This is a genomic window from Paenibacillus sp. FSL R7-0297 (assembly GCF_038009025.1).
Taxonomy (GTDB): Bacteria; Bacillota; Bacilli; order Paenibacillales; family Paenibacillaceae; genus Paenibacillus_AQ.
This window is the reverse complement of record NZ_JBBPAQ010000001.1, coordinates 1,176,005-1,201,407: the sequence shown is the minus strand read 5'-3', so window position 1 is coordinate 1,201,407 and position 25,403 is coordinate 1,176,005. Positions and strand designations below refer to the sequence as shown.

28 protein-coding genes are annotated in these 25,403 nt (G+C 46.6%); 8 read left to right on the top strand and 20 right to left on the bottom strand.

What is annotated here, in order from left to right:
• Window positions 1-33 precede the first annotated feature (33 nt).
• The 9 genes from MKZ24_RS05185 to MKZ24_RS05145 all read right to left on the bottom strand — a co-directional run bounded on the left by MKZ24_RS05185 (window position 34) and on the right by MKZ24_RS05145 (window position 9,231).
• A complete protein-coding gene (locus MKZ24_RS05185) occupies window positions 34-759 on the bottom strand; it encodes a Crp/Fnr family transcriptional regulator (RefSeq protein ID WP_340781567.1) in 726 nt (241 codons plus the stop codon).
• Complete coding sequence (locus MKZ24_RS05180; RefSeq protein ID WP_340781566.1) at window positions 731-2,617, bottom strand: heavy metal translocating P-type ATPase; 1,887 nt, start codon at window positions 2,615-2,617, stop codon at window positions 731-733. Before MKZ24_RS05180 ends, MKZ24_RS05185 begins: the two co-directional genes overlap by 29 nt.
• A gap of 12 nt (window positions 2,618-2,629) precedes the next feature.
• A complete protein-coding gene (locus tag MKZ24_RS05175) occupies window positions 2,630-2,845 on the bottom strand; it encodes a heavy-metal-associated domain-containing protein (protein WP_340781565.1) in 216 nt (71 codons plus the stop codon).
• A 157-nt stretch (window positions 2,846-3,002) separates the two neighbouring features.
• The gene (locus MKZ24_RS05170) at window positions 3,003-3,368 is read right to left on the bottom strand and encodes a GntR family transcriptional regulator (protein ID WP_340781564.1); all 366 of its coding nucleotides are present in this window, start codon (window positions 3,366-3,368) and stop codon (window positions 3,003-3,005) included.
• The gene (locus MKZ24_RS05165; RefSeq protein WP_340781563.1) at window positions 3,365-4,021 is read right to left on the bottom strand and encodes an ABC-2 transporter permease; all 657 of its coding nucleotides are present in this window, start codon (window positions 4,019-4,021) and stop codon (window positions 3,365-3,367) included. Before MKZ24_RS05165 ends, MKZ24_RS05170 begins: the two co-directional genes overlap by 4 nt.
• Entirely contained in the window at window positions 4,014-4,868 is an 855-nt protein-coding gene (locus MKZ24_RS05160; RefSeq protein WP_340781562.1) for an ABC transporter ATP-binding protein, read from the bottom strand. Before MKZ24_RS05160 ends, MKZ24_RS05165 begins: the two co-directional genes overlap by 8 nt.
• A gap of 104 nt (window positions 4,869-4,972) precedes the next feature.
• Window positions 4,973-6,229, bottom strand: a complete 1,257-nt coding sequence (locus MKZ24_RS05155; protein ID WP_340781561.1) for an acyltransferase family protein — start codon at window positions 6,227-6,229, stop codon at window positions 4,973-4,975.
• 146 nt (window positions 6,230-6,375) lie between these two features.
• Entirely contained in the window at window positions 6,376-7,899 is a 1,524-nt protein-coding gene (gene mqo / locus MKZ24_RS05150; RefSeq protein WP_340781560.1) for a malate dehydrogenase (quinone), read from the bottom strand.
• 186 nt (window positions 7,900-8,085) lie between these two features.
• On the bottom strand, window positions 8,086-9,231 hold the full coding sequence (locus tag MKZ24_RS05145; protein ID WP_340781559.1) for a hypothetical protein: 1,146 nt from the start codon (window positions 9,229-9,231) through the stop codon (window positions 8,086-8,088).
• Window positions 9,232-9,475: 244 nt separating this feature from the next.
• On the opposite strand from MKZ24_RS05145, the gene MKZ24_RS05140 reads away from it, so the two are divergent.
• Window positions 9,476-9,820 (top strand): AbrB/MazE/SpoVT family DNA-binding domain-containing protein, encoded by a 345-nt coding sequence (locus MKZ24_RS05140; protein WP_042241079.1) that lies wholly within the window; start codon window positions 9,476-9,478, stop codon window positions 9,818-9,820.
• Window positions 9,817-11,526 (top strand): ABC1 kinase family protein, encoded by a 1,710-nt coding sequence (locus MKZ24_RS05135; protein WP_052416808.1) that lies wholly within the window; start codon window positions 9,817-9,819, stop codon window positions 11,524-11,526. The genes MKZ24_RS05140 and MKZ24_RS05135 overlap by 4 nt, the downstream gene beginning before the upstream one ends.
• Window positions 11,527-11,565: 39 nt before the next feature.
• Here the strand turns inward: MKZ24_RS05135 and MKZ24_RS05130 are convergent, their stop codons facing one another.
• The 3 genes from MKZ24_RS05130 to MKZ24_RS05120 form a co-directional block, all read right to left on the bottom strand.
• A complete protein-coding gene (locus tag MKZ24_RS05130; RefSeq protein WP_042241082.1) occupies window positions 11,566-12,240 on the bottom strand; it encodes an ABC transporter ATP-binding protein in 675 nt (224 codons plus the stop codon).
• Window positions 12,240-13,361 carry an ABC transporter permease gene (locus MKZ24_RS05125; RefSeq protein WP_042241083.1) on the bottom strand — a complete coding sequence of 374 codons (1,122 nt, stop codon included), beginning with the start codon at window positions 13,359-13,361 and terminating at the stop codon, window positions 12,240-12,242. Before MKZ24_RS05125 ends, MKZ24_RS05130 begins: the two co-directional genes overlap by 1 nt.
• A 122-nt stretch (window positions 13,362-13,483) precedes the next feature.
• Entirely contained in the window at window positions 13,484-14,050 is a 567-nt protein-coding gene (locus MKZ24_RS05120) for a TetR/AcrR family transcriptional regulator (protein WP_340781556.1), read from the bottom strand.
• Window positions 14,051-14,452: 402 nt separating this feature from the next.
• Between MKZ24_RS05120 and MKZ24_RS05115 the strand changes: the two genes are divergently transcribed.
• Window positions 14,453-14,821, top strand: a complete 369-nt coding sequence (locus MKZ24_RS05115) for a VOC family protein (RefSeq protein ID WP_340781554.1) — start codon at window positions 14,453-14,455, stop codon at window positions 14,819-14,821.
• 76 nt (window positions 14,822-14,897) lie between these two features.
• Here MKZ24_RS05115 and MKZ24_RS05110 read toward each other — a convergent pair whose 3' ends face one another.
• Window positions 14,898-15,404, bottom strand: a complete 507-nt coding sequence (locus MKZ24_RS05110) for an SRPBCC family protein (RefSeq protein WP_042241092.1) — start codon at window positions 15,402-15,404, stop codon at window positions 14,898-14,900.
• A 201-nt stretch (window positions 15,405-15,605) separates the two neighbouring features.
• Here MKZ24_RS05110 and MKZ24_RS05105 point away from each other — a divergent pair, with 201 nt between their 5' ends.
• The gene (locus tag MKZ24_RS05105) at window positions 15,606-16,076 is read left to right on the top strand and encodes a pyridoxamine 5'-phosphate oxidase family protein (protein ID WP_042241095.1); all 471 of its coding nucleotides are present in this window, start codon (window positions 15,606-15,608) and stop codon (window positions 16,074-16,076) included.
• A 30-nt stretch (window positions 16,077-16,106) separates the two neighbouring features.
• Here MKZ24_RS05105 and MKZ24_RS05100 read toward each other — a convergent pair whose 3' ends face one another.
• The 6 genes from MKZ24_RS05100 to MKZ24_RS05075 all read right to left on the bottom strand — a co-directional run bounded on the left by MKZ24_RS05100 (window position 16,107) and on the right by MKZ24_RS05075 (window position 22,532).
• Window positions 16,107-16,775: a cyanophycinase gene (locus MKZ24_RS05100; protein WP_340781552.1), complete on the bottom strand. Its 669-nt coding sequence runs from the start codon at window positions 16,773-16,775 to the stop codon at window positions 16,107-16,109.
• A 39-nt stretch (window positions 16,776-16,814) separates the two neighbouring features.
• Window positions 16,815-17,708: a DUF2785 domain-containing protein gene (locus MKZ24_RS05095; protein ID WP_340781551.1), complete on the bottom strand. Its 894-nt coding sequence runs from the start codon at window positions 17,706-17,708 to the stop codon at window positions 16,815-16,817.
• A 94-nt stretch (window positions 17,709-17,802) separates the two neighbouring features.
• Complete coding sequence (locus MKZ24_RS05090) at window positions 17,803-18,699, bottom strand: helix-turn-helix transcriptional regulator (RefSeq protein WP_340790057.1); 897 nt, start codon at window positions 18,697-18,699, stop codon at window positions 17,803-17,805.
• A gap of 877 nt (window positions 18,700-19,576) precedes the next feature.
• Complete coding sequence (locus MKZ24_RS05085) at window positions 19,577-20,203, bottom strand: DUF2306 domain-containing protein (protein ID WP_340781550.1); 627 nt, start codon at window positions 20,201-20,203, stop codon at window positions 19,577-19,579.
• Window positions 20,204-20,428: 225 nt separating this feature from the next.
• Window positions 20,429-21,388: an SDR family oxidoreductase gene (locus tag MKZ24_RS05080; protein WP_340781549.1), complete on the bottom strand. Its 960-nt coding sequence runs from the start codon at window positions 21,386-21,388 to the stop codon at window positions 20,429-20,431.
• Between the two features lie 181 nt (window positions 21,389-21,569).
• The gene (locus MKZ24_RS05075) at window positions 21,570-22,532 is read right to left on the bottom strand and encodes an AraC family transcriptional regulator (protein WP_042243839.1); all 963 of its coding nucleotides are present in this window, start codon (window positions 22,530-22,532) and stop codon (window positions 21,570-21,572) included.
• Window positions 22,533-22,703: 171 nt separating this feature from the next.
• Here MKZ24_RS05075 and MKZ24_RS05070 point away from each other — a divergent pair, with 171 nt between their 5' ends.
• The 3 genes from MKZ24_RS05070 to MKZ24_RS05060 all read left to right on the top strand — a co-directional run bounded on the left by MKZ24_RS05070 (window position 22,704) and on the right by MKZ24_RS05060 (window position 24,050).
• On the top strand, window positions 22,704-22,907 hold the full coding sequence (locus tag MKZ24_RS05070; RefSeq protein ID WP_340781548.1) for a hypothetical protein: 204 nt from the start codon (window positions 22,704-22,706) through the stop codon (window positions 22,905-22,907).
• 370 nt (window positions 22,908-23,277) lie between these two features.
• Window positions 23,278-23,706: a MarR family winged helix-turn-helix transcriptional regulator gene (locus MKZ24_RS05065; RefSeq protein WP_340790055.1), complete on the top strand. Its 429-nt coding sequence runs from the start codon at window positions 23,278-23,280 to the stop codon at window positions 23,704-23,706.
• A 20-nt stretch (window positions 23,707-23,726) separates the two neighbouring features.
• Window positions 23,727-24,050, top strand: a complete 324-nt coding sequence (locus MKZ24_RS05060) for a putative quinol monooxygenase (protein ID WP_042241108.1) — start codon at window positions 23,727-23,729, stop codon at window positions 24,048-24,050.
• Window positions 24,051-24,100: 50 nt separating this feature from the next.
• Here MKZ24_RS05060 and MKZ24_RS05055 read toward each other — a convergent pair whose 3' ends face one another.
• Window positions 24,101-24,505: a VOC family protein gene (locus tag MKZ24_RS05055; RefSeq protein WP_042241112.1), complete on the bottom strand. Its 405-nt coding sequence runs from the start codon at window positions 24,503-24,505 to the stop codon at window positions 24,101-24,103.
• A gap of 179 nt (window positions 24,506-24,684) precedes the next feature.
• Between MKZ24_RS05055 and MKZ24_RS05050 the strand changes: the two genes are divergently transcribed.
• The gene (locus MKZ24_RS05050; protein WP_042241115.1) at window positions 24,685-24,930 is read left to right on the top strand and encodes an ATP-binding protein; all 246 of its coding nucleotides are present in this window, start codon (window positions 24,685-24,687) and stop codon (window positions 24,928-24,930) included.
• The last annotated feature ends 473 nt before the right edge of the window (window positions 24,931-25,403 follow it).

The following is a 25,403-nucleotide window of genomic DNA, read 5'->3' as shown; positions in this document are numbered from 1 at the left end:
ATGGGTGCCTCATGTCTGAAACAGTGATCCAAGTTATAGGATCAGGTTAAGACTAGCCTGATCCACTATGATAATCTTTCGTTGACCTACAAGCTTAATCCATCCCTGTTCCTGGAACAAGGCAAGCTTGCGGCTTAGGCTCTCCTGCGTTGTCCCGATCATCACTGCTAGGTCTTTTTTACTTACGGGCAGTATTAACACGTTATTCTCCAGGCGGTCATTCTGCTGATCGTGCAGCATTTCCAGTAAAACCTTTGCGAGTCGTTGCTCAACATCATATAGGGTAAGCTGCTCCAGTTTATCTTCTGCCATTTCAATACGTTCTGTATACTTCTCAAGGAACTTAATCGCGATTTGGGGCGTTCTCAACATTAAATCACTGATAACTTTACCCTGAATCAGACAAATCTCTGTGGGTTCCAATGCTTCAGCGGTACTAGTTAATATGGTATGACTGAACAAAGACAATTCCCCTGTGAAATCCCCCGGGCTAAGAATGCGCACAATCTGCTCCTTACCTGCTGCAGAGAAGCGGGATATTTTCACACTGCCCCGGTGGACTATCCATAAATTCGCTGAGGAATGCCCGGGAGAGAAAATAACCTCACCCTTTGTATACTGTTTGCTGATAGAGGCGTCCATCACCTCAGCCTTCTCTTCAGGCGATAAGATCTCCAGAATAGGCACATTGTTGATACATAATGCCGGGGCCTGACCCGGAACATACGGCTTACTCACTGGATGATGATTGCAGTTCAATACGGCTCCCCCTATTCTTGGTAGTGTATCGAGTTAAACGCATCGCATTAAGAATGACTAACAACACACTCAATTCATGCACAAGCATACCCGAAGCCATGAATACATTGCTGGTTAACACACCGATTAACAGCGTCACGACGGTGGCTACAGCGAAGTAAATATTTTGCCGGATATTATTCATTGAAGCACGACTAAGGCCCAGCGCGTATGGAAGGTTCATTAGGCGATCTGACATAAGTACCATATCGGCAGTCTCCATCGCGGCATCGGTTCCTGAACCGCCCATAGCAATCCCTACATCGGCAACGGCCAGAGCAGGAGCATCATTCACACCATCACCAACCATAGCCACAATATATTCTTTTTGCAGATCCTGTACTATTCTAACCTTATCCTCAGGCAACAGCTCCGCATAATACTGATCTATTCCAAGTTCACCCGAGACAGCAGCAGCCGAGCGTTCATTATCACCGGTTAACATAACCACCTTGTGAACACCCGACCGTTTCAGTTGATGAATAAGTGCATAGGCATCCGTCCGTAAGACATCTGCAATAGAGATTACTCCTAATACCCGTTCATCATCAGCGGCAAAGACGACCGTCTGTGCTCTATTCTCCTCTTGAGCTACGTAGTCGGCTATTTCCTGATCATATTGAATGCTGTAGTCTGCCAATAACCTGCGATTTCCAATATATAGATTCGACCCTTCAACTGTAGCAGCTATCCCTTTGCCAGGCAACGCCTTGAACTGTTCTGCAGGAATAATCCTGGAAGCGGATCTCGACGCAGCTTCTGCAACAATAGCTCTAGCCAAATGATGCTCAGAGGCATATTCTGCACGGGCTATCCTCTGCAGGAGCTCATTCTCATTCAGGTGTATGGCGTTGATTCGCGTAACCTGTGGTTTACCGGCAGTGAGTGTGCCCGTTTTATCAAAGGCAACCACTTGAACGAATCCCGCCTTTTCTAACGTCTCGCCACCTTTAAACAGGATGCCGTTCCTCGCACCTTTACCAATTCCGGCTACGATGGAGACCGGAGCAGAAATGACCATGGCACCCGGACAAGCAATAACTAACAAAGTCAGTGTTAATTCAACATTTCCAGTACTGATATACACGATAATTGCCAATATAAAAATAGCAGGAGTGTAGTACCTGGCGAATCTCTCAATAAATTTCTGCGTGGGCGCTTTCGATTCCTGTGCTTCCTCAACCATACTTAGAATCCGGGCAAAGGTTGTGTCATCACCGACCTTCTCAGCAATAATCTCTAAATACCCATGCTCAATGACCGTTCCGCTGAACACTATTGCCCCTTTTTCTCTACTGACCGGAACAGATTCTCCTGTAATTGCTGCTTGATTGATCGTAGCTTTTCCCTTGAGAACTGTACCATCTGCCGGAATCTTCTCACCGGGACGGACCAGGACAATCTCTCCTTGGATCACCTCATCAGGAGATACCTGAACCTCTATCCCGTCGCGCATTACTGAAGCCATCGCAGGTGCCAAATCCATCAAGGCTTTCAATGAAGAACGGGTCTTCTCCATAATTCTCGCTTCAAGATAGGAACCGAAGATGAATAGGAAGGTAACGGCTGCCGCCTCCCAGTATTCCCGGATCATGATGGCGCCTATGACGGCGATCGTAACGAGTGCCTCAATCCCCAATATACGATAACGTAAAGCTTGAAAGGCATTCTTCATAATGGGATAGCCCGCAAGGAGCGCAGCTGTAATCATAAGAATATCAGAGGACAACTCCAGCACATTCCCTAATTTCATTACAAAAGATATAGTGATAAGCAGCCCGGTAATGCCTATAATTCTCTCCTTATTTTGTCTGGACATATGCACGGCCCCTTATTTAAAGCTTAGAATGGGAAATCCAAGATTAGTGATAACTTTACTCACACCCGCAGAATTGATAATAGTCTCATTGTGGCTCACCTTCACCTTGCTTGAAGTGAATAGAACCTTTACCCCGGATACGCCGTCTTTATGGGTTAAGGCTGTTTCGATTTTCTTAATGCAGCCGGGACAAGTAAGCTGCTCTAATTGAAAAGTTGTTGTTGTCATTGCAAAGCCCTCCTTAAAAAGTGAGTTGTCTTCTTGCTAATCACAGTATAGCTGGAATCTTGTTTTGTTAAATTGATCTGGATCAGATTTGAAATCATATCACAAGAAACAACGCCGCCAAGAGCTTAACCTTGGCAGCGTTATTTCTTGTGATATGTCAATAAATCTTCTTCAGCAGCCCCATCACCTCATCCAGGGTGAGGCCAAAGGACTTGTAGTAGGAGGTGTCGTTCTCCATTTGCTTCAGGACCATCTCGTTGCGTATCCGCAGCATCTCACCCCGCGAGAATTCGGCTACAAAGCATCCTTTACCTGTTACCGTGTTGATCAGACCGCTCCGCTCAAGCTCCTCCCAAGCCTTCTTAACGGTGATGACACTAACATGCAGCTCCAGGGCTGCCTGCCGGATGGGCGGCAGACAATAGCCGCTTTCCAGCTCGCCTTTTAGAATTTGTGCGCTAATCTGTTCGTATAACTGCTGATAAATCGGTTTCTCTGATGTATTTGAAATCGTTACATTCATAATATCTCCACTTTCAGGAATCTCTTTACGGCAATCTTATAGGCAATCAGGGTGAATGCTATGAAAATGACGACACCAGCGATCAGAATGGAAAGCTGCAGTGCCGTATTATCCATCCCTGATCCATAGAAAATGTCGTTAACCCAAGAACTTTGGATTCCGGCCCATTGGGCTACTCCGGCAAAAAGGATAGCGCCTGTAGTAGATGCGGTCGTTGCCGCTCCATACTTATACGCCGTCTTGTAATACATGGATATAAATAGGATGTTGAAGATCGCCAGCATGATGAAACATAAGCCCCAAAAACCCATATGCGGCGGATAGAAAATGTAAGTCAGATGAGGATACAAGCGGAACGTAAATATGCTGAAAATCATCGCGATGACAAGATGCATAAGCTCAAGAATAACAACAACGGTTATCCGGGATTTCACGATGTCTGTTTTGGTCACGGGCATCATCGTGCTGAACATCAGATCATTCTGACTCTTGAACCCGCCAAACACGTTCGGTACCGTTAAGAAGCAGAAATACAGCGGGACGATAAAGTAGACCCAACCGGGGATAAGCATTAAGCCGCCTAAAATAAAGGGTAATGCGAAGAACCAGGGGTTTACGCCTAACTTCAAATCCTTCATCACCAAATTATACATATACATTCTCCTTTTTCGCAAAGTAGATCATGATTTCATCAAGACTCGGCGTGGTTGCCCTCAGGCTGGAGGATGGATCAATGTCTTTGGTATGAATCAATCCGGTAAAGCCGAACGAGTTAATTTTGTAGGAAATCAACTGCTCCTTCACTTCGCTTAATTGGGCTTCGCTGCCGCTGAGCAAACGGTAAGACTCCTTTAATTCGTTTTTCTCGGAGCTGGCAACAATTTGCCCTTGTTCAATGAAGGTTATATAATCCGCACACCGTTCTAAGTCCGAGGTAATATGGGTAGAGAAAAGAATGCTGATCTCGCCGCCGATGATGAGCTCCTGAAAGATATCGAGCAGATCGTCTCTGGAGACCGGATCGAGTCCGCTGGTCGGCTCATCCAGGATGAGCAGCTTTGCGCCATGCGATAAAGCAAGGGCCAAGCTGTACTTTACCTTCATTCCCCGGGACAGCTCCGCTATTTTTTTGTTCTCATCCAGCTTGAACCGCTTGAGATAATTGTAGTACGTTTCATCATTCCAATTCTTATAGAACTTCTTGGTAATATCGGTCAGCGTCTTGATCTTGCTGCGTGTATAGAAATCGATATCACCGAATGCGCATCCGATTTCCTGCTTCAATTCGATCTCGTGATCAGCGATATTCTTGCCAAGAATGTATATCTCGCCGCTATCGACATGAACCATGTTCAAGACCGATTTGATCGTGGTCGTTTTACCGGCGCCATTGGCCCCGATGAACCCCATAATGTAGCCCTTCTCCAATTGAAAAGATACATCCTTGATCTGAAATTGAGGATATCTTTTATTTAAATTGCGAATATCTAGTGCCAGCATACCGTACCTCCTCAATAAATTGTGTATTCCGTGTATACACAATGTATCACGAGGCTTCGATAAAAGTCAACCGGTACACAGCACAGATCTGCCTGAGAGCCAGCTTATGCAGCTGTAACCGATGGTGTATCCTTCTGCTTGCGCCGGAAGAACGGCTTGCCTTTCGACCAGTTGATGAACGGGCGCTCTATGACATAATAGGAGATCACCGCCGCCGCATAAGAGATTGTGATAACAGTTACACTGATACCAAGCCAGCGCCACACGTCCCTAATCCCGGAATAGTGATAATCGGCTATGCCATACTTCTCGATTAGCGTGATGAACAAGTAATGCCAAATATACAGCCCGAACGAAATCTGCGCGGTAAACCGGAAAAAGCGGTTATCCAGTACACGACCTATGATCACGCTGAACGGTGCTGACAGCAGCACGATTCCGAACAAAATGGCATAAACCGGAAAGTAATAGGGCTGGTGCTGGAGGCTGAAGTCAAATTCACCCTGGTGGCGCATACGCCAGATTAGTAAACCGGCAAGACCCAGAGCGGCTGCTCCGGCTGCATCGAACACCCCAAGCTGGCGTAGCCTCTCCGCCTTAGCACCAAGCTGCATGAACGCGGTCGTAATACCAGCGGCCAGGATACCAATAGTGAAGTGGCCGAAGAACCCAACCGGATTGTAATTCGGCATCCAGTATTTCGCACCGCCAATCTGGCCATAATCCCAGCCCCGGCCCTGCCCGCTTGGCGTAAACCACTGATGGACGAGGGAGTTCACGGCAAGCACCAACCCAAACGCGGCCACCCAGAACAAGATCGCTTTGCCGAACGAACGCCGCTTGCCGAGCACAAACAATGCAGCCATAAACACAGGCATAAGCAAGTAGCTAAACACCTCGAAGCTGATCGACCAGAACGGCCCATTCAAGTCAGACGGGAAAAAGGTTGTATAGTGGAAGCCTGATGTAAACGTGAACCCCGTTAGGATTCGCCGCCATAGGAACTCTGTAGGAATCTCCAGCCTCCATACGAGCAACAGACAAACCAGGAATGATACATAGAAGCCGGGTATAATTCTTGCAGCGCGGCGTACAGCATACGTTCGGATAGACGGATACGGCTTATTTTCCAGGTAAGCGCTCCAAAAGGGGAACGACAGCAAAAATCCGCTTAACAGAAAAAACAAACTAACCCCGCTGTTCCCAAGCAAGAGAACCGACTGCACTTCTTGAAGCCAGGGCTTTTGTGCGGGCATCGCCAGCTTTTGTGACAGATGATGCAGGATGACGGACAGGCAGGCGATCGCACGAATGCCATCCGCTCCTGCTAACCGGGTACGGCCTAACTGAATCTTGGACATCAGCTACATTCCCTCTTTCCCTCAATAACTTGATTCCAGGCACTAACATATTTCCATAAATAATAGAAAAACCCTTCAACGCTTCGAGGGAATAATTCCGCGCACAAAAAAAGAACCTTCCGCACCGGGAAAGTTCTCACCTGCTCCTACGAATGCTTTACCTTAATCTGCTGCACAGGCTCCCCTGGTCCATGAGTCAGACCTAGCGACTCTGCTGCTAAAGTATTGATTTTGTTCAAGAGCTCTGTGTTGCCCTGCAGAGACAGGCCGTAGGAAGGGATCATTCGTTTGATCTTCGGCTCCCAATCCTCAATATGCTGCGGGAAGCATTTGCTGATGACCTCCAGCATGACAGAAACGGCGGTAGAGGCTCCAGGAGAAGCGCCCAGCAATGCGGCTATCGAGCCATCGGCACTGCTGATCACCTCCGTACCGAATTGAAGCGTACCTTTGCCGGCAGCCGTATCTTTAATAATCTGCACACGCTGGCCTGCCACCACCAGATCCCAATCCCCGCTTTTGGCGTTCGGGACAAATTCCCGCAAGGCTTCCATCCGCTGCTCTTTCGACAGCATGACTTGCCCGATCAAATATTTGGTTAATTGCATATTCTTGGCGCCTGCCGCCAGCATCGTGACGAGATTGCCCGGCTTAACGGAGGTGACCAGATCAAACATCGAGCCGTACTTCAGAAACTTGGGCGAGAAGCCGGCAAACGGTCCGAAGAACAACGATTCTTGCTTGTCGATCACCCTTGTATCCAGATGCGGAACAGACATTGGAGGCGCGCCAACCGCTGCTTTGCCGTATACCTTGGCATGATGCTGTGCCACAATCTCCGGCTTCCGGCACACCATAAACAATCCGCTTACCGGGAATCCGCCAATCCCTCTGCCCTCCGGGACACCGGATTTCTGCAGCAGATGCAGGCTTCCTCCCCCGCCCCCGATGAAGACGAATTTCGCCGTATGCCGCTCAGCAGCGCCGTTGCCGGCATTCCGCACCTTAAGCTCCCAGGAGCCATCCTTCGTGCGCTTAAGGTCCTCAACCTGATGGTTGAACCGGATATCGACGTTGTTGCTCTGCAAGTGGCCGAACAGGATGCGTGTCAGCGCGCCGAAGTTAACATCCGTTCCCGACTCCATCCGGGTAGCCGCCACCGGCTGGCCTAGTGTCCGGTTCTTCATCATAAGCGGAATCCATTTCATCAGCTGCACCGGATCAGCGGAGAATTCCATGCCTTGAAACAGCGGATGACTTGAAAGCGCTTCAAATCTTTTTTGTAAAAAGGTTACGTCTGTCTGTCCTTCTACAAAGCTCATATGTGGTACGGGTACGATAAATTCCTGCGGATCTTGTATGCGTCTGCTGTTCACCAGATAAGACCAGAATTGCTTCGAGAACTGAAACTCCTCATTCACCTTGATAGCCTTGCTGATGTCGATAGATCCATCCGGCTGCTCCGTGGTGTAGTTAAGCTCGCACAATGAAGAATGCCCCGTTCCCGCATTGTTCCATTCATTCGAGCTCTCCTCCCCGGCACCTGCACGCCGCTCAAACACAGTGATTCTCCAATCAGGCACTAATTCCTTAAGCAGTGCACCCAGTGTTGCACTCATGATTCCGGCACCAATTAAAATCACATCTGTTTTGGTCTGTTGGTTGCTCATATTCTACCGTCCTTCTACCCTACGATTTGCAGGAAGGATGCAGGCACTCCTGCTCTGGCACGCATAACTTGGCCACACACCTGCTTGGGATCAATTCTGATCTTAGTGTATCACTATTGAATATAAATTTTAAGATTTATCTAATATTTTATGAAAACAATGTTTATGGAAAAGCTTCCTAACCGCTCAGTCTGCAATGAATTGCTGTGTGGAATGCATGCCCTCCCAGATACTTCCGTTAGACAGATGATATTCTCTCTCCACTGAACCGTCTGTTCTGGTGTAGCTGATCACAAAGACCTGACCTGTCTCAATCAGCATCGGGTATTGATCGTAAGGAAGGACATTTTCCTCCAGTGGCAGGTCTTTGACATCTTCATACGCATCCTCCAACCGCCAAAACTCCCGATAGGCGTAATCCTTGAACCCGCTCAAGTCCTCCTTTCCAAAATACGATGCCGCATACTTCTTGCCCTGTAAGGTAATATCATCTACTCTCGAAGGTTCAATATCTTTAGCAATCCAGCTTAGGTCCTCTGAATGAAGGTTGCCGCCATAGTGCTTCTGTAGCTGATTGGCCATACAAGGGACGGATTGGGTACTATAGTCCATTCCATCAAGCCTGGTATGTGCTGAGCCGTAAATGCCCATGACGCTCTCACTGCCGAGCTGTTCAAATTCGCGGATAAAGTTTTCAGTCAGCATGTTTTCCCGATATACCCCGTCATCCTTGCTGTAAAATAACTGCCCTTGCTGAATCGCTTCTTTTGTTAAAGTATAGTTCTCCGATCCTGTCAGATCGTTTGCCTCAAGATAAGATAAGAACCGGCTGCCGGTCGAATCATACTGATGCCCGATATCTGTGCCGTGGAAAACCGTCTCAGGACAATCGCTTTTTATTTTTTGATAAAATGCCTTGGTATATGGACTGTGAACTGCTGTTCCCTCCCAATCCTTATAGACCTCCTCCAGAAGTTCGTCATTGTCCGACTGCATCCATAGGTTCAAATATTCGGCGGTAAAATAGGACAGCTCGACGAACAAGTGTCTCATACCCTCATTATGATAATGTTCAGACCACAATTCATATTCCTTGTCCATAATCTTGTCATTGCCATGTGCTTCACCGTACAGATAGATGCTGCCGGAGGCTTGCGTCACCACAGGCGTTTCCTGGGTCGGCTGCGCAGACATGCTCGCTGTCTCACCTACGGAAGAATTGCTGCAGGCTGTAAGGCTACTGGCCACCATTGCAACGATCAGGACAAGCAGTAAAGAGCGTACCTGCATTATAGTCGTTTTGGCTAAGCAGGTGATTTTGTTACCGTTCATAAGTAAGATCAACCTTTCATGTTTAAGAATTCATAAATACCAATTTCAAATCATTACCATTAATCATAAAATAAGAGAGACACTAGTGCTGCAGTAAAACGCACAGCCAGTGTCCACAACTTGCCGAAAAAATCATTTTCAGACAAATAACGGATTGTAGACTTTAGCAAACAGAACTCCATAATGATATGATTAGTATGAAATATCATACTGGTGTAGATTGCTTATCAAAGGAGAGATTAAGATGCAGCAAAAAAAAGAAAATAGTCACGGATTCGGTCACGGCAAAGTGCTGGGAACAACCTCAATGGGTGAGCGGGGACAAATTGTGATTCCTAGAGAAGCAAGGGAAGAGCTTGAACTTAAGCCAGGTGAGAAATTCATCGTTTTCGGGAACAAACGCAAGGGAGCCGTCATTCTGGTCAAAGCCGAAATGTTCAATAAATTCGCCGATTTCTTCATGAGCGCTTCGAAAAAGTTTGAAAGCATGGCCCAGGCGATCTTCGATAAAAACACTACTATTCCTGAAGATGAAGATGATGAACCTGAGGTCGATGAAAAAGAACCTGTGGCAGCTGAAAAAGAATGAGCGAATTCTTTAAATTGATGAAGGATCTCCGGTTCAGAAGAACCATGCAGATGATTTTTAAGTTCGCCTGGGATTTCTGGTGGCTGGGCAAACAAAAGTATTTTATACCGGGACGGCGCTTAGAAGCGAAAACAAAAGCCTTATATCGAAAACAGGCAGCTTATTTTACAAAGACCGCCATGGATATGGGTGGATTAATTATCAAGCTTGGGCAGCATGTGAGTGCTCAGGTGGACATTTTGCCGAAGGAAATCATCGATGAATTGTCCAAGCTGCAGGATTCCGTAGAATTCGTAGATTATTCCGAGATTAAGCACAAGGTAGAGAGCGAACTCGGAGTATCCATAAGCGAGATTTTTGCTGAGTTTAGTACAACTCCTATCGCAGCGGCTTCCTTAGGACAGGTACACCGGGCGACCTTACGAACAGGTGAAGAGGTCGCAGTGAAGGTTATGCGTCCCGGGGTCGAGGACATTATCGCCATTGATTGGAAATCCATACAGGTTGCTATTTCGTTATTGAAACGCTGGACGAAGATTGCAGACTTCATGGACCTGGATGCGGTGTATGATGAGTTTCACGATACCGTTATGGACGAGCTCGATTATGAGCAAGAAGGGCGAAATGCAGAAGAATTCCAGCTGCAGTTTATCCATCGGGAGGATGTCGTTGTTCCAGGCATTCATTGGTCTTATACCACTTCGAAAGTTCTAACCATGGAGTTTTTGGAGGGTGTAAAAATCAATGATTTTGCCCAGCTGGATGCCTGGGGTGTGGACCGGACCCAATTAGCGACATCGCTGATAGAAATTTTCGTGGAACAGATTCTATTAGAAGGCTTCTTTCACGCAGACCCGCACCCGGGCAATGTTCTCGTGCAGCCTGACGGCACCATCGCTTTAATCGATTTTGGAATGGTCGGACGGATTGCCGAGGATATGAAGACGCAAATGGTAGCCCTGCTAATGGCGGTGTATTTAAAAGATGCTCACGGCGCAATCAATGCCCTTACCCGTTTGAGATTTTTAAGACGGAATGTAGATTTAGAGGTATTCGCAAGGAATCTCACGTTATTATTTGAACAAATCAACGGGGATACGTTTGACCTTAGTTTTGTGACGTCAGGTGACAATGCTGAAGAGCTACGTGACTTCCTCTATTCTCAGCCCTTTCAGTTACCGGCAAATACAACATTTTTGGGAAAAGCCATAGGCACGGTATATGGACTTTGTACCGGACTGGACCCCGAGCTTGATTTGATTGGGACCGTTAAGCCTTATGTCGAAGAGGTTGTGCGCAGGGATCTGCGGGGAAATGTCTTTTCCAACATTGTGGGTGAAGGCAAGAGCATTCTCAAAGGAATCCTTCCTACGACCAAGAAGTTCATATCTGCCGTAGATAAAATGGATAGCGGAAATTTACGGGTAAAGCTATCAAGCTCCTTTGAGCAAAAACTGATCGATACGCAAAATAAAAATACACAGCGGATTATTGCAACCATCATTGGGGCGGTATCCCTTCTGACTGCGGCAAACCTGTGGAATGAAGTGAGTCATCTTGTTTCTTATGGGTTGGGGATTTTGGGGCTCTTCATTATGCTTAGCCAACTCAGAACGAGAGGACGACGCCGTGATGTAAGACATGCCAAGCAGATGAACGCCATGCGTGAACGTAGCAGATTGGAAAAGCCGAAGTCTAAGCACTAGCACAACGCACAAGCCAATGGCTTGTGCGTTTGCTTTGCTTCATAATGACAACTTCCCATCTTCCATCCGGTAGACCTTGTCGCAATATTCAAGCATACGCTCATCATGAGTAACCATAATCGCTGCTTTCTGGCCTGAATTCACTTCTTGTGCAATCAGGCTGACCACTTCATGTGCACGTGTGGTATCCAGACTTGCTGTCGGCTCATCCGCCAGGATGATGCTGGGATTATTGATTAGAGCACGGGCAATCGCTGTCCGCTGCTTCTCCCCGCCTGATAGCTCTTCCGGGAAGCTATTTAATTTCGAGCCCAGACCCAGCTCTTCCAGCAGCTTAGTGGCGAACTCCTTGTCCTCTCTTTTAACCTTTCCCGACATCTTTTTGATGATCAGCAATTGGTCAAGAACATTCAGATAAGGAACCAAATTGGATGATTGCATAATGAATCCGATTTCTTGCAGTCTTATATTCGCCAGTTCTTGCGCCGTAAGCTTAGAAATAGAATGTCCATTCAGCTTAACCTCTCCTTCTGAAGCTTGGAGCAGTGCTCCAGCGATAGACAAAAAGGTGCTTTTACCAGAGCCCGACGGTCCAACAACAGCAACAAATTCCCCCGGCTCCACGGAAATGGACACATGACCCAGTGCCGCGATCCGGTTGCTTCCTTCGGCATAATACTTGGTAACTTCACTCATCTGTAATCCCTTAGTCATTATTCAACCCTCCCGAGCGCCTTGAGCGGATCAATCTTGGTAATCTTTCGAACCGACACCAGCGAACTTAACATAGCGATAATTAGCAAGATAACAGAATACGAGACGACAAGACCCGGTTCCAGCTTAAATGGCATACCCTTCGGCATCATGGCTGCTGTTCCATAAGTCAGTAAGACTCCAACTACAATACTAGTCAGCGATAGCACAAACACTTGCGATACAATGGTTTTGCTCAAGAATCTGTTACTGGCACCTATAGCTTTCATAATGCCGAACTGGTTAGTCTTCTGCATCGTCATTACATAAAAGAATACCCCGAGCACGAATGCAGCGATTGCGAGCAGGAATGCCAGCATCATTAAGATCGTACCGTTCTCTTCCTTGTACCCTGGCATTCCTTGAACTGCAGCCGCCCGGGTAACCGTGTCCGTATCCGCCAGCTTGCTATTCATTACTTCCGGAGCGATATCCTTGCCTTGTAACATAATCGCATTAACGGGCCCTGCAACTCCCTTATCCGAACCCGGAGCCGCGAAGGCAATTTTCCGCCATTCCGCCATTGGAGTGAATACAGATGCAACGTGATTATAGGTCTGGTTCTCGGCAAAGCCTATAATCGTCAATGATTCCATCGTGCCATCTAATTGAAAAGTGTCACCAATGTTATAGCCCTCATCCTTCATGGTCGAGTTCACTACAACACCGGTAGGGTTCATAGAAGATAGGCCTTCCCCTTCCACGACAGCCGGCTCCAAGAAGCTTCCCGGGTTAATTCCTATAATTGCGATATCCAGCTTATCTTCACTCTTGGTGCTTGGTTCCTTCAACGCTGTTGCCATCGTACTTCCCATAGGTGCGGCAGCACTCACATTGGGCAGTAGCTCCACCTCCGCCAGTAATTGATCAGACAGTAGTGACTTGCTCATGGAGGACTGCGATCCTTCTTCAAAAATGACATAATCCGCCTTCATCGTCTTAAAGGTTGACGCAGCTAAACTAGATAGACCATTCCCTAAACCGGATAAGATAAATACCAGCCAGGCTAGTAATACAAAAATAATGATGATCATCAAAAATCTCATTTTGCTGTGCATCAATTCTTTCATAGCCAGAAACATTTCTTTTCCAACTCCTTAACTATATTTTTGACACATGTGTCAATTTAAACCCGCCATCACACTCACAACATTTATTAAACAATATAAATGACACTTGTGTCAAATTAGATCCAAGACTGAGGTTAGCTCTTGGCTCCTCCGGTCCACATCTGAAACAACAGCTTTCCCCAAGCGGGTACAGGGATATTCAGCATATTAGGTGTATCAATTAAGTTAAAGAATACACCAATAAGTACAGGAAGTGGGATATCCTTCCGCAGGTCATTATTCTGTTGTGCGCGTTCAAATAAGCGTGATAATTGAATTTTCAGGGTCATATGTGCTTCCTCAATAAATTCAAGATCTCTAGCAGCTGCAGATGAATTAGCAGTATTAATTTTACTGGCATTTCCTAAAAGCTGATGTAGTGCAGACTCTTCTACATAAACAAGAAGCAGCTGCTCGAGGGCGTCCATAGGATCAGCCTCATCAATGGCTAATGCATTTTCTAATACCGTTGCCATTACGCGCTTCATACAAGCAGCCACAATCTCTTCTTTATTAGAGTAATATTGATAAATCGTGCTTCGGGCTCCTGACAGATGCTGTGAGAGCAGCTTGAGGTGAAAACCGTCATACCCATGCTCTAGCACTAATTTTTTTGTCATATCCAGCAGCTCTGTCTCCGTGAAAGACTGTTTTCTTCCCATTGAATCTCTTCCTGTCCTATCTCTAATTTTATATATTATCAGTTTAGCATATGTTTATAAGCATTTCCCAAAAAACAAGATCACTGCTCTCCACCATACGCTTCGCCTCTGGAACTTCTCGAAAAGGCTTCTCACGACTAACAATCCATCGTAAGAAGCCATAACTTAGGAATCAGTCAGCGTTAAGCATTGTTCAATTGCCTTGCGCTTGCCGGGCTTCTCGTTGCCTACGGACATTTAAAAGTTGCCGGTATCCCCTTTGAGGAATAAAATTAAGATTGCAGAAGGAGCATGGAGGAACGATGGTAATCCGGCAAGCTGTGAGCGTATGAACGAAAATTCGCCAAATCGCTCAATGCCTATCAGCGTTTGGGCTGACATGATTAAGGGAGGATGTGCAGCGTGATTGATGTGGGTCTATTTGTAGGAAATATGGAAAAGATGGTCACCTTCTACCGCGATGTTTTGAACTTTGAAACTGATTGGGACGGCGGTCTGTATGCGACTTTTAAGAAGGACACGGATCAGCTGTTTATGTTTGACCGCAAGCATTTTGCCGAGTCCATAGGCGAAACCTATGTTCCACCGATCGGCATCAACCTGACCATGGAAATGTACATGCGTTTTTCCACTGCTGAGGTGGATCAGGAATATGAGCGGCTGAAAGCGCTAAATGTGAGAATTCTTGAAGAATTATCTACCAAACCATGGGGTCAGCTGAACTTCTTCATTGCAGACCCAGAGGGAAACATTATTGAAATTGGTGATTAGTCCCCTTCACCAAATACCAACCTTCCTATACTCCTTTATGTTTACATACCTCACGAATCTTGTTCCGGAATCTTGGTTAGGAACGGTCTGCCAAATATTCTTCGAGCTGATCGAAGGTTCCTCCGAATCCCTCTTGCATGGATTCAAACATGCCTTCAAAAAATCTTCTCTCTTCCTCAGTTGCATTGGCCGGTCCGCTGCATAAAGTCATTGTTGTAATACCGTCATTCTCACTAAATGTTACCGTATTGCGTATTTCTAGCGGGATCAAATCACTAAACGGAGCCCGGACAATATTGCCTAATTCATCTGAGAAGCTATTGAGCCAGACAATCTTTTCGAATGCCTGGATTTCCTGGTATACAAATTTACCCCACATTTGTACACCATCAGGAGATTGCATATTGTAATGGAACAAACCGCCCGGACGGAAATCTAATTGTGCGACATGTATTTCAAACCCTTTCGGCCCCCACCATCGCTTCAGATGCTCGGCCTCGGACCAAGCTTTGAATACGAGTTCACGCGGATAATTGAATACACGTGTTATGACTAACTCCATGCCTTGCGATTCCACTGCCATTTCGATTCCTCCATTTCTCATATTGTACCACTGACTAGAGTATAGACCGATTGGAATATTCCCGTCAAGGAATATTCCGAGGACTCTCTTCATGATATTCCACGATTTAATATTTGTATCGTATTATTCTTCACATGCTCTTAGACATCACAATGATAAGCTTAATAATGTATGCCTTATAATACTTTAGGAGGTAATATATTGAGCAAGTACGATGAAGCCATGAAGCTGCTGGAAGAACAAGTGGGTAACAAGGACGGCCTAATCTCTCTGTCCACGATCGCACTGGAACCGGGGACCCATGGGAAAAGCCGTCCTGCCGCCCGCATTGTGGACGCCTATTATGAGGACGGCGCATTTTATACCGTTACTTACGCCACCTCAGGTAAGATGCAGCAGATCGCCCAAAACCCCGAAGTCTCCATTTGTATCATCGTCGAAAACTTTACGGCCGATGGGATCGGTGAAAACCTGGGGTGGGTGTGTGACGAGAAAAACGCCGAAATGATGACAAAGCTTCGCACAATATTCGCTGATTGGTATAACGACGCCAATAACGACGAAGACCCTAACACATGCCTGCTGCGCATTCGCCTGACAAAGGGCCTGTGGAATGATGCCCATAAAGGGATCAGAAATGAGATTGATTTTGTCAATAAGACGGTAAATTAAGTAGTCTATATCATTTAATAACCGACAATGTTAGAGCGTCTCAACCAATTTCTGAATCTTGGAGCGGGAAATTAAATATATAGGACCCATTGTTTCGATTTTGCCGTCCTTTACCCGTATGGCGCTCTCTTGTTCTGCCGCATAGACATCAATCTCTTCAGATAAGGGGAACAGGTAGCCTTGAACAAACGTGGCGTAGCCCCGTTTAGAATGAGATTCATAGGCAAATTGATCAAAGCCCATACCCTCATAAATAGTACCTGTTTCAACTTCATGGTCCGTGTCATTCAAGCTTAACCATTGAGCAGACATGTTTAGCGCACCGGCGCTGGCCCCCAGTATAATAGCATTGCTGTTCTTAATTACATCCGATAATCCATAATCCGCCAAGAAATCCTTCTGCAAACCAGGATACCCGCCGCATAAAAAAATGACGGAAGCGTTCTGAATGAATCGCCGGGCATCTTCCTTCTGCATGCGGTAATCAATGAAATGATATTCATCATAAATAATATTAGCCTGATTCAGCCATGTCCATTCAGAGAGTTCATCAAAGTTAATTGGCTCATCTGTATAACCAGACGGATCAGCGCTAATCATGACAAGCGATTGTCTGTCTTGTATATCCTCCTGCAAACAATGGACCAGCTTCTCTGGAAAAAATTCATTAAACCAACTGAAATAGTAGTGGGTACTCAAACTTAATTACCTCCATATGTATTATTTCTAGCGCACTTCTTAATTAGCCTCATTAAAACGGTTTAATTTAGCTTCAGCCGTCAGCATGGCGCCGTTAAGAATAAGATTATTTCCGTCATTCCGGACCCTTGTTCTGAAATACAGGCTGCGCACGAAATTTTTCCCGTTTACTCTGGCGATTCTCTGCGCGCGCGTATCCGGCCATTCTGTACACCTCGACAAGCTATGAATCCAGTCGGCAATCTCCTGCTGCGGAAGCAGTGCTTCGCTAATCATCGTGTCCACAATGCTGGCCATGCGCTCGTCTTCCTCCTCGTCAAAAATCCGGACACCGTTATGCAGCATCCCTTTAACCGCCTCCAGCACCTCGTGCTGCAACACATTATCGCTTTCCCGACAGTGGATCAGCTCCTCCAGGGCATCTGCCCCATGAGCCGCAGCATGAGCCCAGCCTTCGACTGCCAGATAACCGCGCAGGTCCTTCTCCTCCTGGTAGTAGCGAAGCAGCGAATGCTTTAGATGCTGGAACTCATCCGGAGTCAAGAATGGATTGTTCCTGTCCCGCTGCACAATAAGAGCGACAGGCAGAACCGAGAACGCCCTGGTAAGTACACTTTGGTCACCCTCGCGTCCAATCCGATAGAACAAATGCCGGTCATCCATTAGAACAGCCAAAAGTTTCCGCATTTCCTCACAGGAGAACTTATTATCGCGCTTCAGCCATATGTAAAAAATCGAATAGATATGCTCACGTAGCTCAGGCTCCGGATCGCCAATATGCCGCAGCATCAGACAGGTAAAGTCTTGTAACCTTTCTCCCTCACGCAGGATATAACGTTCTTCCTCCAATCTTTGCAGCTTCCGTATCAGTTCTGTTCGTGTGTCCTCCGTACCCCATTCATTGAAATCATCGTGCTTAGTGCTGGCTTTCATTTAGTCGGTTCACTCCTAGCCTAGTTATAGCGGGCGGTATGTATTCTTTCCGCCGATATCCCCACTATAGAACACAATGACTGACACCAGGGCGTCAGTCATTGTAGGATAGAAGCATATTTTGCATATATTGCTGCAGCTCCGCCCGTAATTCACGAGGCTCCAGCAGCTCGCACTCCTTGCCGAAGCTTAGAATGAATTTCAGCAGGCCCTCCTCATGAGGAAATGTATCCCTAACGAGATAGAAACCATCTTCACCGCGGCTAATTTTCTCTTTCTGAAAATACTCAGTAAGCTGCGCGCCAATTCGCGAAGTGAATCTGAGCACAACCTGTATGTCCCGCTGCGAATAGCTGTACTCAATGACCTCGGCAATTCGGTCATCGGGCAGCTCTCTTCGGGCAAAAGGCGGCCCCTGCTTCAGTTGCTTGATCCGCACGAGCTTGAATCTGCGGTAGTCCTCTCTGACCCGGCAAAAACCTATCACGTACCAATGGCCGTGGCGAAAATCAATCCAGCTTGGCTCTACCGTTCGCTCCAGGTATTCCATATCCCTGTTGATATAGTCGAACACCAGCAGCCTGTTATCTGTGATGGCCTTGCTTATGATCCCAATGTATTCTTTAATTTCCTGCTCCATGCTGAAATGGGACATATCCAGAGTCAGTTTGTGCTTACCTTGCTCCTGCTTATAGGTATGCTCAACCTTTAGCATGATGTCATTAAAAGCTTCGTTCCGGCCAAACAAGCCGTGTAAATTCTTCATTACAGCTACAAACGTATGAGCTTCATCCTGGTTTAAAAAGAGGCTGGTTATATTATAGCTGTCCATAATATAGTATCCTCCGCCCTTGCCGCTGGACGATGCAACCGGTATGCCGGCTTCTCCTATTTTTTCGATATCCCGGTAGATCGTCCGCAAGGATACCTCGAAATGCTCGGCAAGCTCCTTGCCCGTTACCGTACCTTTACCGGAGATGATCAGCAGCATCGAGAGCAATCGATTGACTCGCATGATTGTGTGTGACGTCGGGTAACGTCTCCTCCTCTGTGTGAAGTAAGTGAATCATATATTCTCTTGCTTTAATGCATCAATAATATTCTCCTTTTTTACTTTAGCTTTGGAATAAACAACCGCAGAGCTGACAATGACAATTACACACACAATGACAGACAGAATGCTCATCCAGGGCAGGGTGAACCCATAGCTGAATTGACGCGATCGTCTTATCATCTTCAACTAATAATATTTGCATCTGAAGTTCATCCTTAGGATTGATTTTAGAACATTTAATGAATTCCACGACTATAAAGAGTCGTTGTACAATCATTATGAGAAATGACAGGGAACGTTCCGTGCTCATCTTTTAACTCATAGCTCTTCGTTTTGCAAATTCTGCATTGATTCATTTTTTTCATCGGACAATATTTTGTAAACATCAAAGGGGCCCTGCCATATACAATCATCTCCTGTGAAGGATAGCCATCATTTTCTTCAACATAGGCATTCCTTAAATCGGCGTCCAGTTTGTCGATAAGGTGTATCTATCAAAGACGGGTATGAGGAGACCTTTGCCGTCAATCATCTCGGTCATTTTCTGCTTGTCAATTTACTGGTCGGTCAAATGACGGACCACGGGAGAATGAATTGAATCTCAACGGTGCTGGGTATCCTCCGTCTGAGCACTCCTCTCCCTTTCCTTTCGTCCAGTCGAGACGATTTTCCTTCCTTCCGTACTCGCTTTTCATCGTAAAACCTGCGTCATTGGGGGCGCGGCACGAACAACATTCCACCGTACGCAAAATAAAACCGCACCATAGATGCGCGGTTTTACGGATCGTTTTTGGCATGGCATGGCAGTTGTGAATCATTGCCGCTGCCGCAACCTCATTCTGAAAATCACGGCTTCTATGACGAGCAGATTAGGAATCCAACAAACCCAAGCGACAACCCGAAACCCCGCCTCGAAATCGCCAAACAGAAGAGTCAGCGGTGCTAACCAGATTCGAAGCGTGACAGCTGCAAAAGTAAGCGCATAACTGCGAAGCATCCATGCTTTATGAGCTTGGATGTCTTTGACCATAATTTTTCTCGTTGCAGTAAGCGTCGTCGCAACCCACAATACATCGAGCGACATGAACCCAAGCCCGGCAATCCAACCTCCTGTGGCAAAAAGGGATAAATACACACTCACGATCCCACTAACTGTAATCGAAAGAACATATCCATACCCCAATAGGCGATGCCAACGTTTCCTATCATTCGTTGGCTTCATAAATAGTTGAAAGGGTCCTATGATCAAGGCAAATATTGCGGTAAAAATATGGATGTATAGTACATATATCCATGGTTTGAGTTCAAAATTCGGCTTTTGCAATTTGAAAGAGACAAGTCCTGCATCACTAGCTTTAAGCACGCCATACTGAACAATTGCGTATGCGGCAATCGAAAATGCGAGAATGAGAACGAGTGCCCGGATCATCTTATTTCCCATATGCATTATCCTCCTCCGTTGATGCACCGTGAAGCTGTTGTCCCTTTAAACCCTATAGTGGCTATAGGGTCAATACCGATCTTCTCGATTGAGGCACCAGCTAGGAGTCGAAAGGGAAGCACAAATTCAACGCTTGCCGTGGTCAAGTTTCATGGCGTACTTTTCCAGCATGCGCTCCTTGTTCTCCCATACCCCTTCCACGAAACATCCATTTTCGGTTTACAGTTAGAAATAATACCCCTTCCGAATTTCATCTAAAAGGGTAGGATGTACTGGATTCCATCCCAAACGCTCCTGCGTCAACGCACTGGACACCGGATTATCCGTTTTCGTGAAGGGTGCAAGCCATCCGAAATGTTTACCTGCTTCTTCAACCCCAATGCCTTGGACCGGCAGGTTCAGATGGAGGCCCAGAGCCGTGGCGATCTCTTGAAACGGAATGCCCTCTTCGCTCACCGCATGAAACCGGGACCCTGCCGGAGCTTGTTCTAAGGCGAGTCTAAAAAGGCGCGCCGCATCCAGTAGATGCACGGATGGCCAACGGTTGGTTCCGGAGCCTGTATAGGCGGAGAAACCCTTCTTGCGAGCGATGTTCACCAGATTTGGGAACAAGCCCGTCTTATCGCCTTCACCATATACGATCGGTGGGAGGCGTACAATCGAGGAACGTATCCCCCGATTCGCCAAGTCTAGGGTGGTATGTTCAGAAATGATGCGTAATCCACCTGGGGATTGAGGATCCCCAGCGCTGTCCTCCGTTCCGAGACGGCCGGGAGTAAGCGTCATCGTAGGCATCGCGATGACAAGCGCCCGGTCACCGCCGGGTAAGGGGGTGCCAAGTGTCTCGATGACTCGCCTGTCGGTCTCAATTGCAGCCTTCATAAATCGCATCACCACATGACGAGGATTCCCGCCTAATAAAACCCTAAGCCGAGTTGGGAGGCCCGCATGCGAGAACTTGTGGAAGAAGGCCAAATGAATGACCCCGTCTACTGCAGCAGCCACTTTGCGCAAGCCTGCTAAATCCTCAATCGAACCGATTTGAACCTGGGCACCCAATACCGTAAGCCGTTTGCCGGCTTTTTCAGAACGGGCAAGACCAACCACTTGATGACCGGCATCCAGCAGTTCGCGAACGACCGCCCCTCCGATGAAGCCTGTCGCCCCTGTAACCAATACACGCATATTCAGAAAGCCCCTTTCCTATCGGTAGGATGTTTACTCTTAGTATAGGGGATTGACCACTGCGGTCTTTGCCTTTTCCGTCGGAGTTTTTGCCTGATTCAACAGATTCCGCTGCCTAAAAAGGGAAAATCCGCTAGGCTCTATGCCCGCGGAAATTTGAAAAGCCGTTTACGTGTGCGTTTCACTTCAACTGTTGCTGGTCCTGACGCCACCTTGTGATATCTCTAGTTGGAGGGCACCCAAAAAATCGGCTGTAATCGCGGCTAAATTGGGAATCGCTCAAATAGCCCACAAGCCGGCTCGCCGTAGTTGCGTCAATGGAGCTGGATAACATTAGACGCCTCGCCTCTTGCAGACGCAGCACCTTTTGATATTGCAGAGGGCTCATCGCAGTAGCCGATCTGAAATACTCGCGAAACGACGATTCGCTCATATGGACCAACTCCGCCAAATCCGCTACTTTCCACGGCTGGGAAAAGTTATTTTGGAGCCAATCAATCGCTTTTGCAACCTGCTGCATGCCCGATTCCGCCAGAACAGTCTCAGCAACATAAACACCGATTGGGCTACGGAGGAGGCGGATATAAATCTCGTCTTTCACCAATGGAGCCAGCATTTGAGCATCATCGGGAGAGGACAGGCATGCCATCAATCTTGCAGCGGCGTTCATCATGGCCAAATCAGCTTCGATGACGTAGCACGCACTGCGATTGCGAACCTCCGGCAAACCATTCGGAAATACCATCGGCAGCAACGAAGCAATCCTTTGCGGATCGAGATATAAACCTATCCCCAAGAACGGTACTTGGGGGCTGGCCTGCATGATTTTCATCGCAACAGGCAAGGCAACGGGGGCAATATACATTCGCGAAGCACTATACTCATAAGCATCCTTGCCTACGGTAATTCGCTTTTTCCCTTGCGCAGCAATGCAGATTGCCGGCGAGAATATGGTGTGAACATCATCCGCCGCTTCTACTTGCGAATATCGGTTCACATACAGACCATGGATCGGTGAAGCATAGGTCCCATCCTGCGAAGTATACGTGTAAATCAAACTTGCCAACCGGGCTGCTTCACCATTTAGCGCTGACTTGGCATCATCTAATACAGATACATCCTCATATTTATGGTAATTGTCCATGTTCACAAGCAACTTCTTCCCCCTCAAATGTAACGGGATGATAGGCATGTTCATGATACCACAGGCGCATCCAAATCGTAATGAGCTGATTGCCCCACTCGGCAGAGGAGGGGAATTCTGTGACTATACTGTTCAAACATATGGCATCGCCTCAAAGCCGAAATAGATGAAATGCAATTGTATTCGAATGGACAAGTGTTTATTCATGAGAAAGCGCTGAATGGGGTATACCACGATCATGAGCATAACTACCGGCATACGATGAAAGAAATGAAAGAACAACTAATCGAGCAAGCGAGAAAAGCAATGACGATTAAGGGAAAGTTATCCGTCTCCATATTTGATGATTTGGAGCTTGCTTTCGTTGAGTTATGACGAAAGGAATAAACAGCCTATTTCGCTTGAACTGCCTGACTGTTCACGGTCTGCCTTACCTCTGTTGATTGTGCCCCGGATATCGCGAATTTTCTATCAATGACAAAGAAAGGTGCTCCTGTTATATTCGCTTTACCACTACTTGTGATAAGGTACCCCGATACGTGAATGTCCGTAAGACCACCAAGCTTAAACCTTGAAGCACGAAAGACGGCGATTTTCATATCGAACAATCTTGACATTTGTAAAAGATAGTATTACTCTGATGATAGTTAAACGTTTAACTGTTAATCATTTAACTATATTATGCACACCATCCGAAAGAAATTGAAAGGAGGGATACAAAATACAGAACGAGCCGATGCTGTTGATGATTAAGGAGTTCTCAAACGTTGTTCATGAACTCAACAGTAAAATCATAAAATTCGTTGACGAGCAGCTAAATACAACAGGTTTGGTTCGAACACATTTTGGCATTCTGCATGAGTTGGCGGACGGAAAAGAACGCTCCATGAGTGATTTAAGTAAAATTCTGCATGTTACAAAACCAAACATAACCGTTTTAATCGATAAGCTTGTAAAGCTTGACTATGTTGAGCGGGTAAACAGCAGCAATGACAGAAGAGTGTCTTTGATTCGCCTTACAGATGCTGGGCAAAGGCTTATTAACAAAACAGCTGAAACGCTAATTAATTCCTCCTCTGAAATTTTAAAAACTCTTGATAACGAGGATCGGGAGCTAATAGAACAAACGACTCAAGCAATGAAAAAACTGTTAACCAAGTTCAATAACACATAATTGTTAGGAGTGACTATGCGATGAATACAATAAACCCATATCCCGAAAGTGTAACGATATTCATTGAAATCCATGCAAAAGCTGGCGAAGAGGAGTTTACAAAGCAGACCTTCACGACTACCATTGAAACTTCAAATAAACCGGGTCTCATTAGCTATGAAATTTTCGAAGACAGCAATGCACCCGGAACTTTTTACTCAACTCAGGAGTGGGAAAGCGTAGAAGCCTTTCATGCTCATATGCGCGAAGCGAAATCAGCGGGAATAGCAGAAGCTACTTCTATGTTACGGGAAATGCCAAGGACCAGTATCCTCAAACGCATAGGGAAATCTGAGAATCTGTGATAACAAAAAGACGCGAATGGATGTAGAATCCAGCTCTGAATGATCTGGTATCAATGCCTGCTACTGAACCGTCTAATCGCTTCCTCAGTCACCGGCTCGAAGAGGTTTACAAGGTTGCCGTCGGGATCACGGAACAGCATAGAACGGTTCCCCCACGGCATCGTCGTCGGTTCTTTTACCCAATCATAGACAATTGGCTTCAAGCGTGCGTACTCGGCTTCGACATCGTTGACGCGGAACTCGATGATGACAGTGTGATTACTCGCTGCCACTACGGAACCAGCACCAAATAGCTGCGCCGTTTGGGAGTGACCGATTGCCAGGGTACATGCTGGCATAACGAGTTCGGCAAAAACAGGCGCGGGGTACACCGCCGAAACACCCAGGACTTTTTCATAGAACTCGGCGAGACGATTCACATCGTCAGTAATGATGCGTACAGAAGCAAAATTCACAAAATACCACCCTTCCTATACTCCTTTATGTTTACATACCCTATAATAAAACAACGCTACTGACAGCGTTATGTCAGTAGCGTTCTGAAATTATTCGGGCTTCCCCAATCCAATCCCTCTGCAGGATGGGCTGTTTACAGCTTCCTTAATTCATCCAGTATATCCTCGGGGGACAGGCGTTGCATGAAATCCGGGTTGACGTATGCGGAGCGGATTATGCACGACTCGTCGATATCGTACAAAATATTGTAAAAGGCAGCCACCAGACCATTCGTATCGCTCAGCAGTCAGCGCGCAGGAGCGGCGGAGCCGGTCTAGGTCTGTCAATCGTCCGGCATCTGCTTACATGTCCCCAAGGGACCGTTGAGCTGGAGACCAGCTCCGAATCGGGAAGTGTATTTAAGGTCACATTGATTCAGGGCTAAGAAGATCGTCTTCATGTTATATAGATGTAGAACAAGAAGCCCGTCCCAACCGGGCAGGCTTCTATATGATAAGTTCTGCGATCTGACCGACTGTCACTGTGCACCCTACTCTCTATTTCAATCTGCTTCGCCATTCTCATTCACGCTCCAGAAGCGCTTCACATACTCCATACTTATTCCTCCCACTATAAATTAATATTTTCTCTTGTTTGCTCACTCGTTCTTAGGTTTTCAGCCATGGACAGGTTGAGAGTTGGAGAAGTCATGTAAGGATGACATTATTTTCTTGCAGAGCCGGTGGCGGGAATAGAGGTTGGGGGGATTGTCCCCAGCCCATGGATCGTTCCTGTGATCGCACTTTGGATATCCACACCTGTCTCTTGACGGCTTACCCTCCCATGTCACGCGGGGTCTTTGCCCTTACATTCCTTCGTTCTGCCTCTCAAGAGGTGGACGCCGTTTCTTGCTCCTTT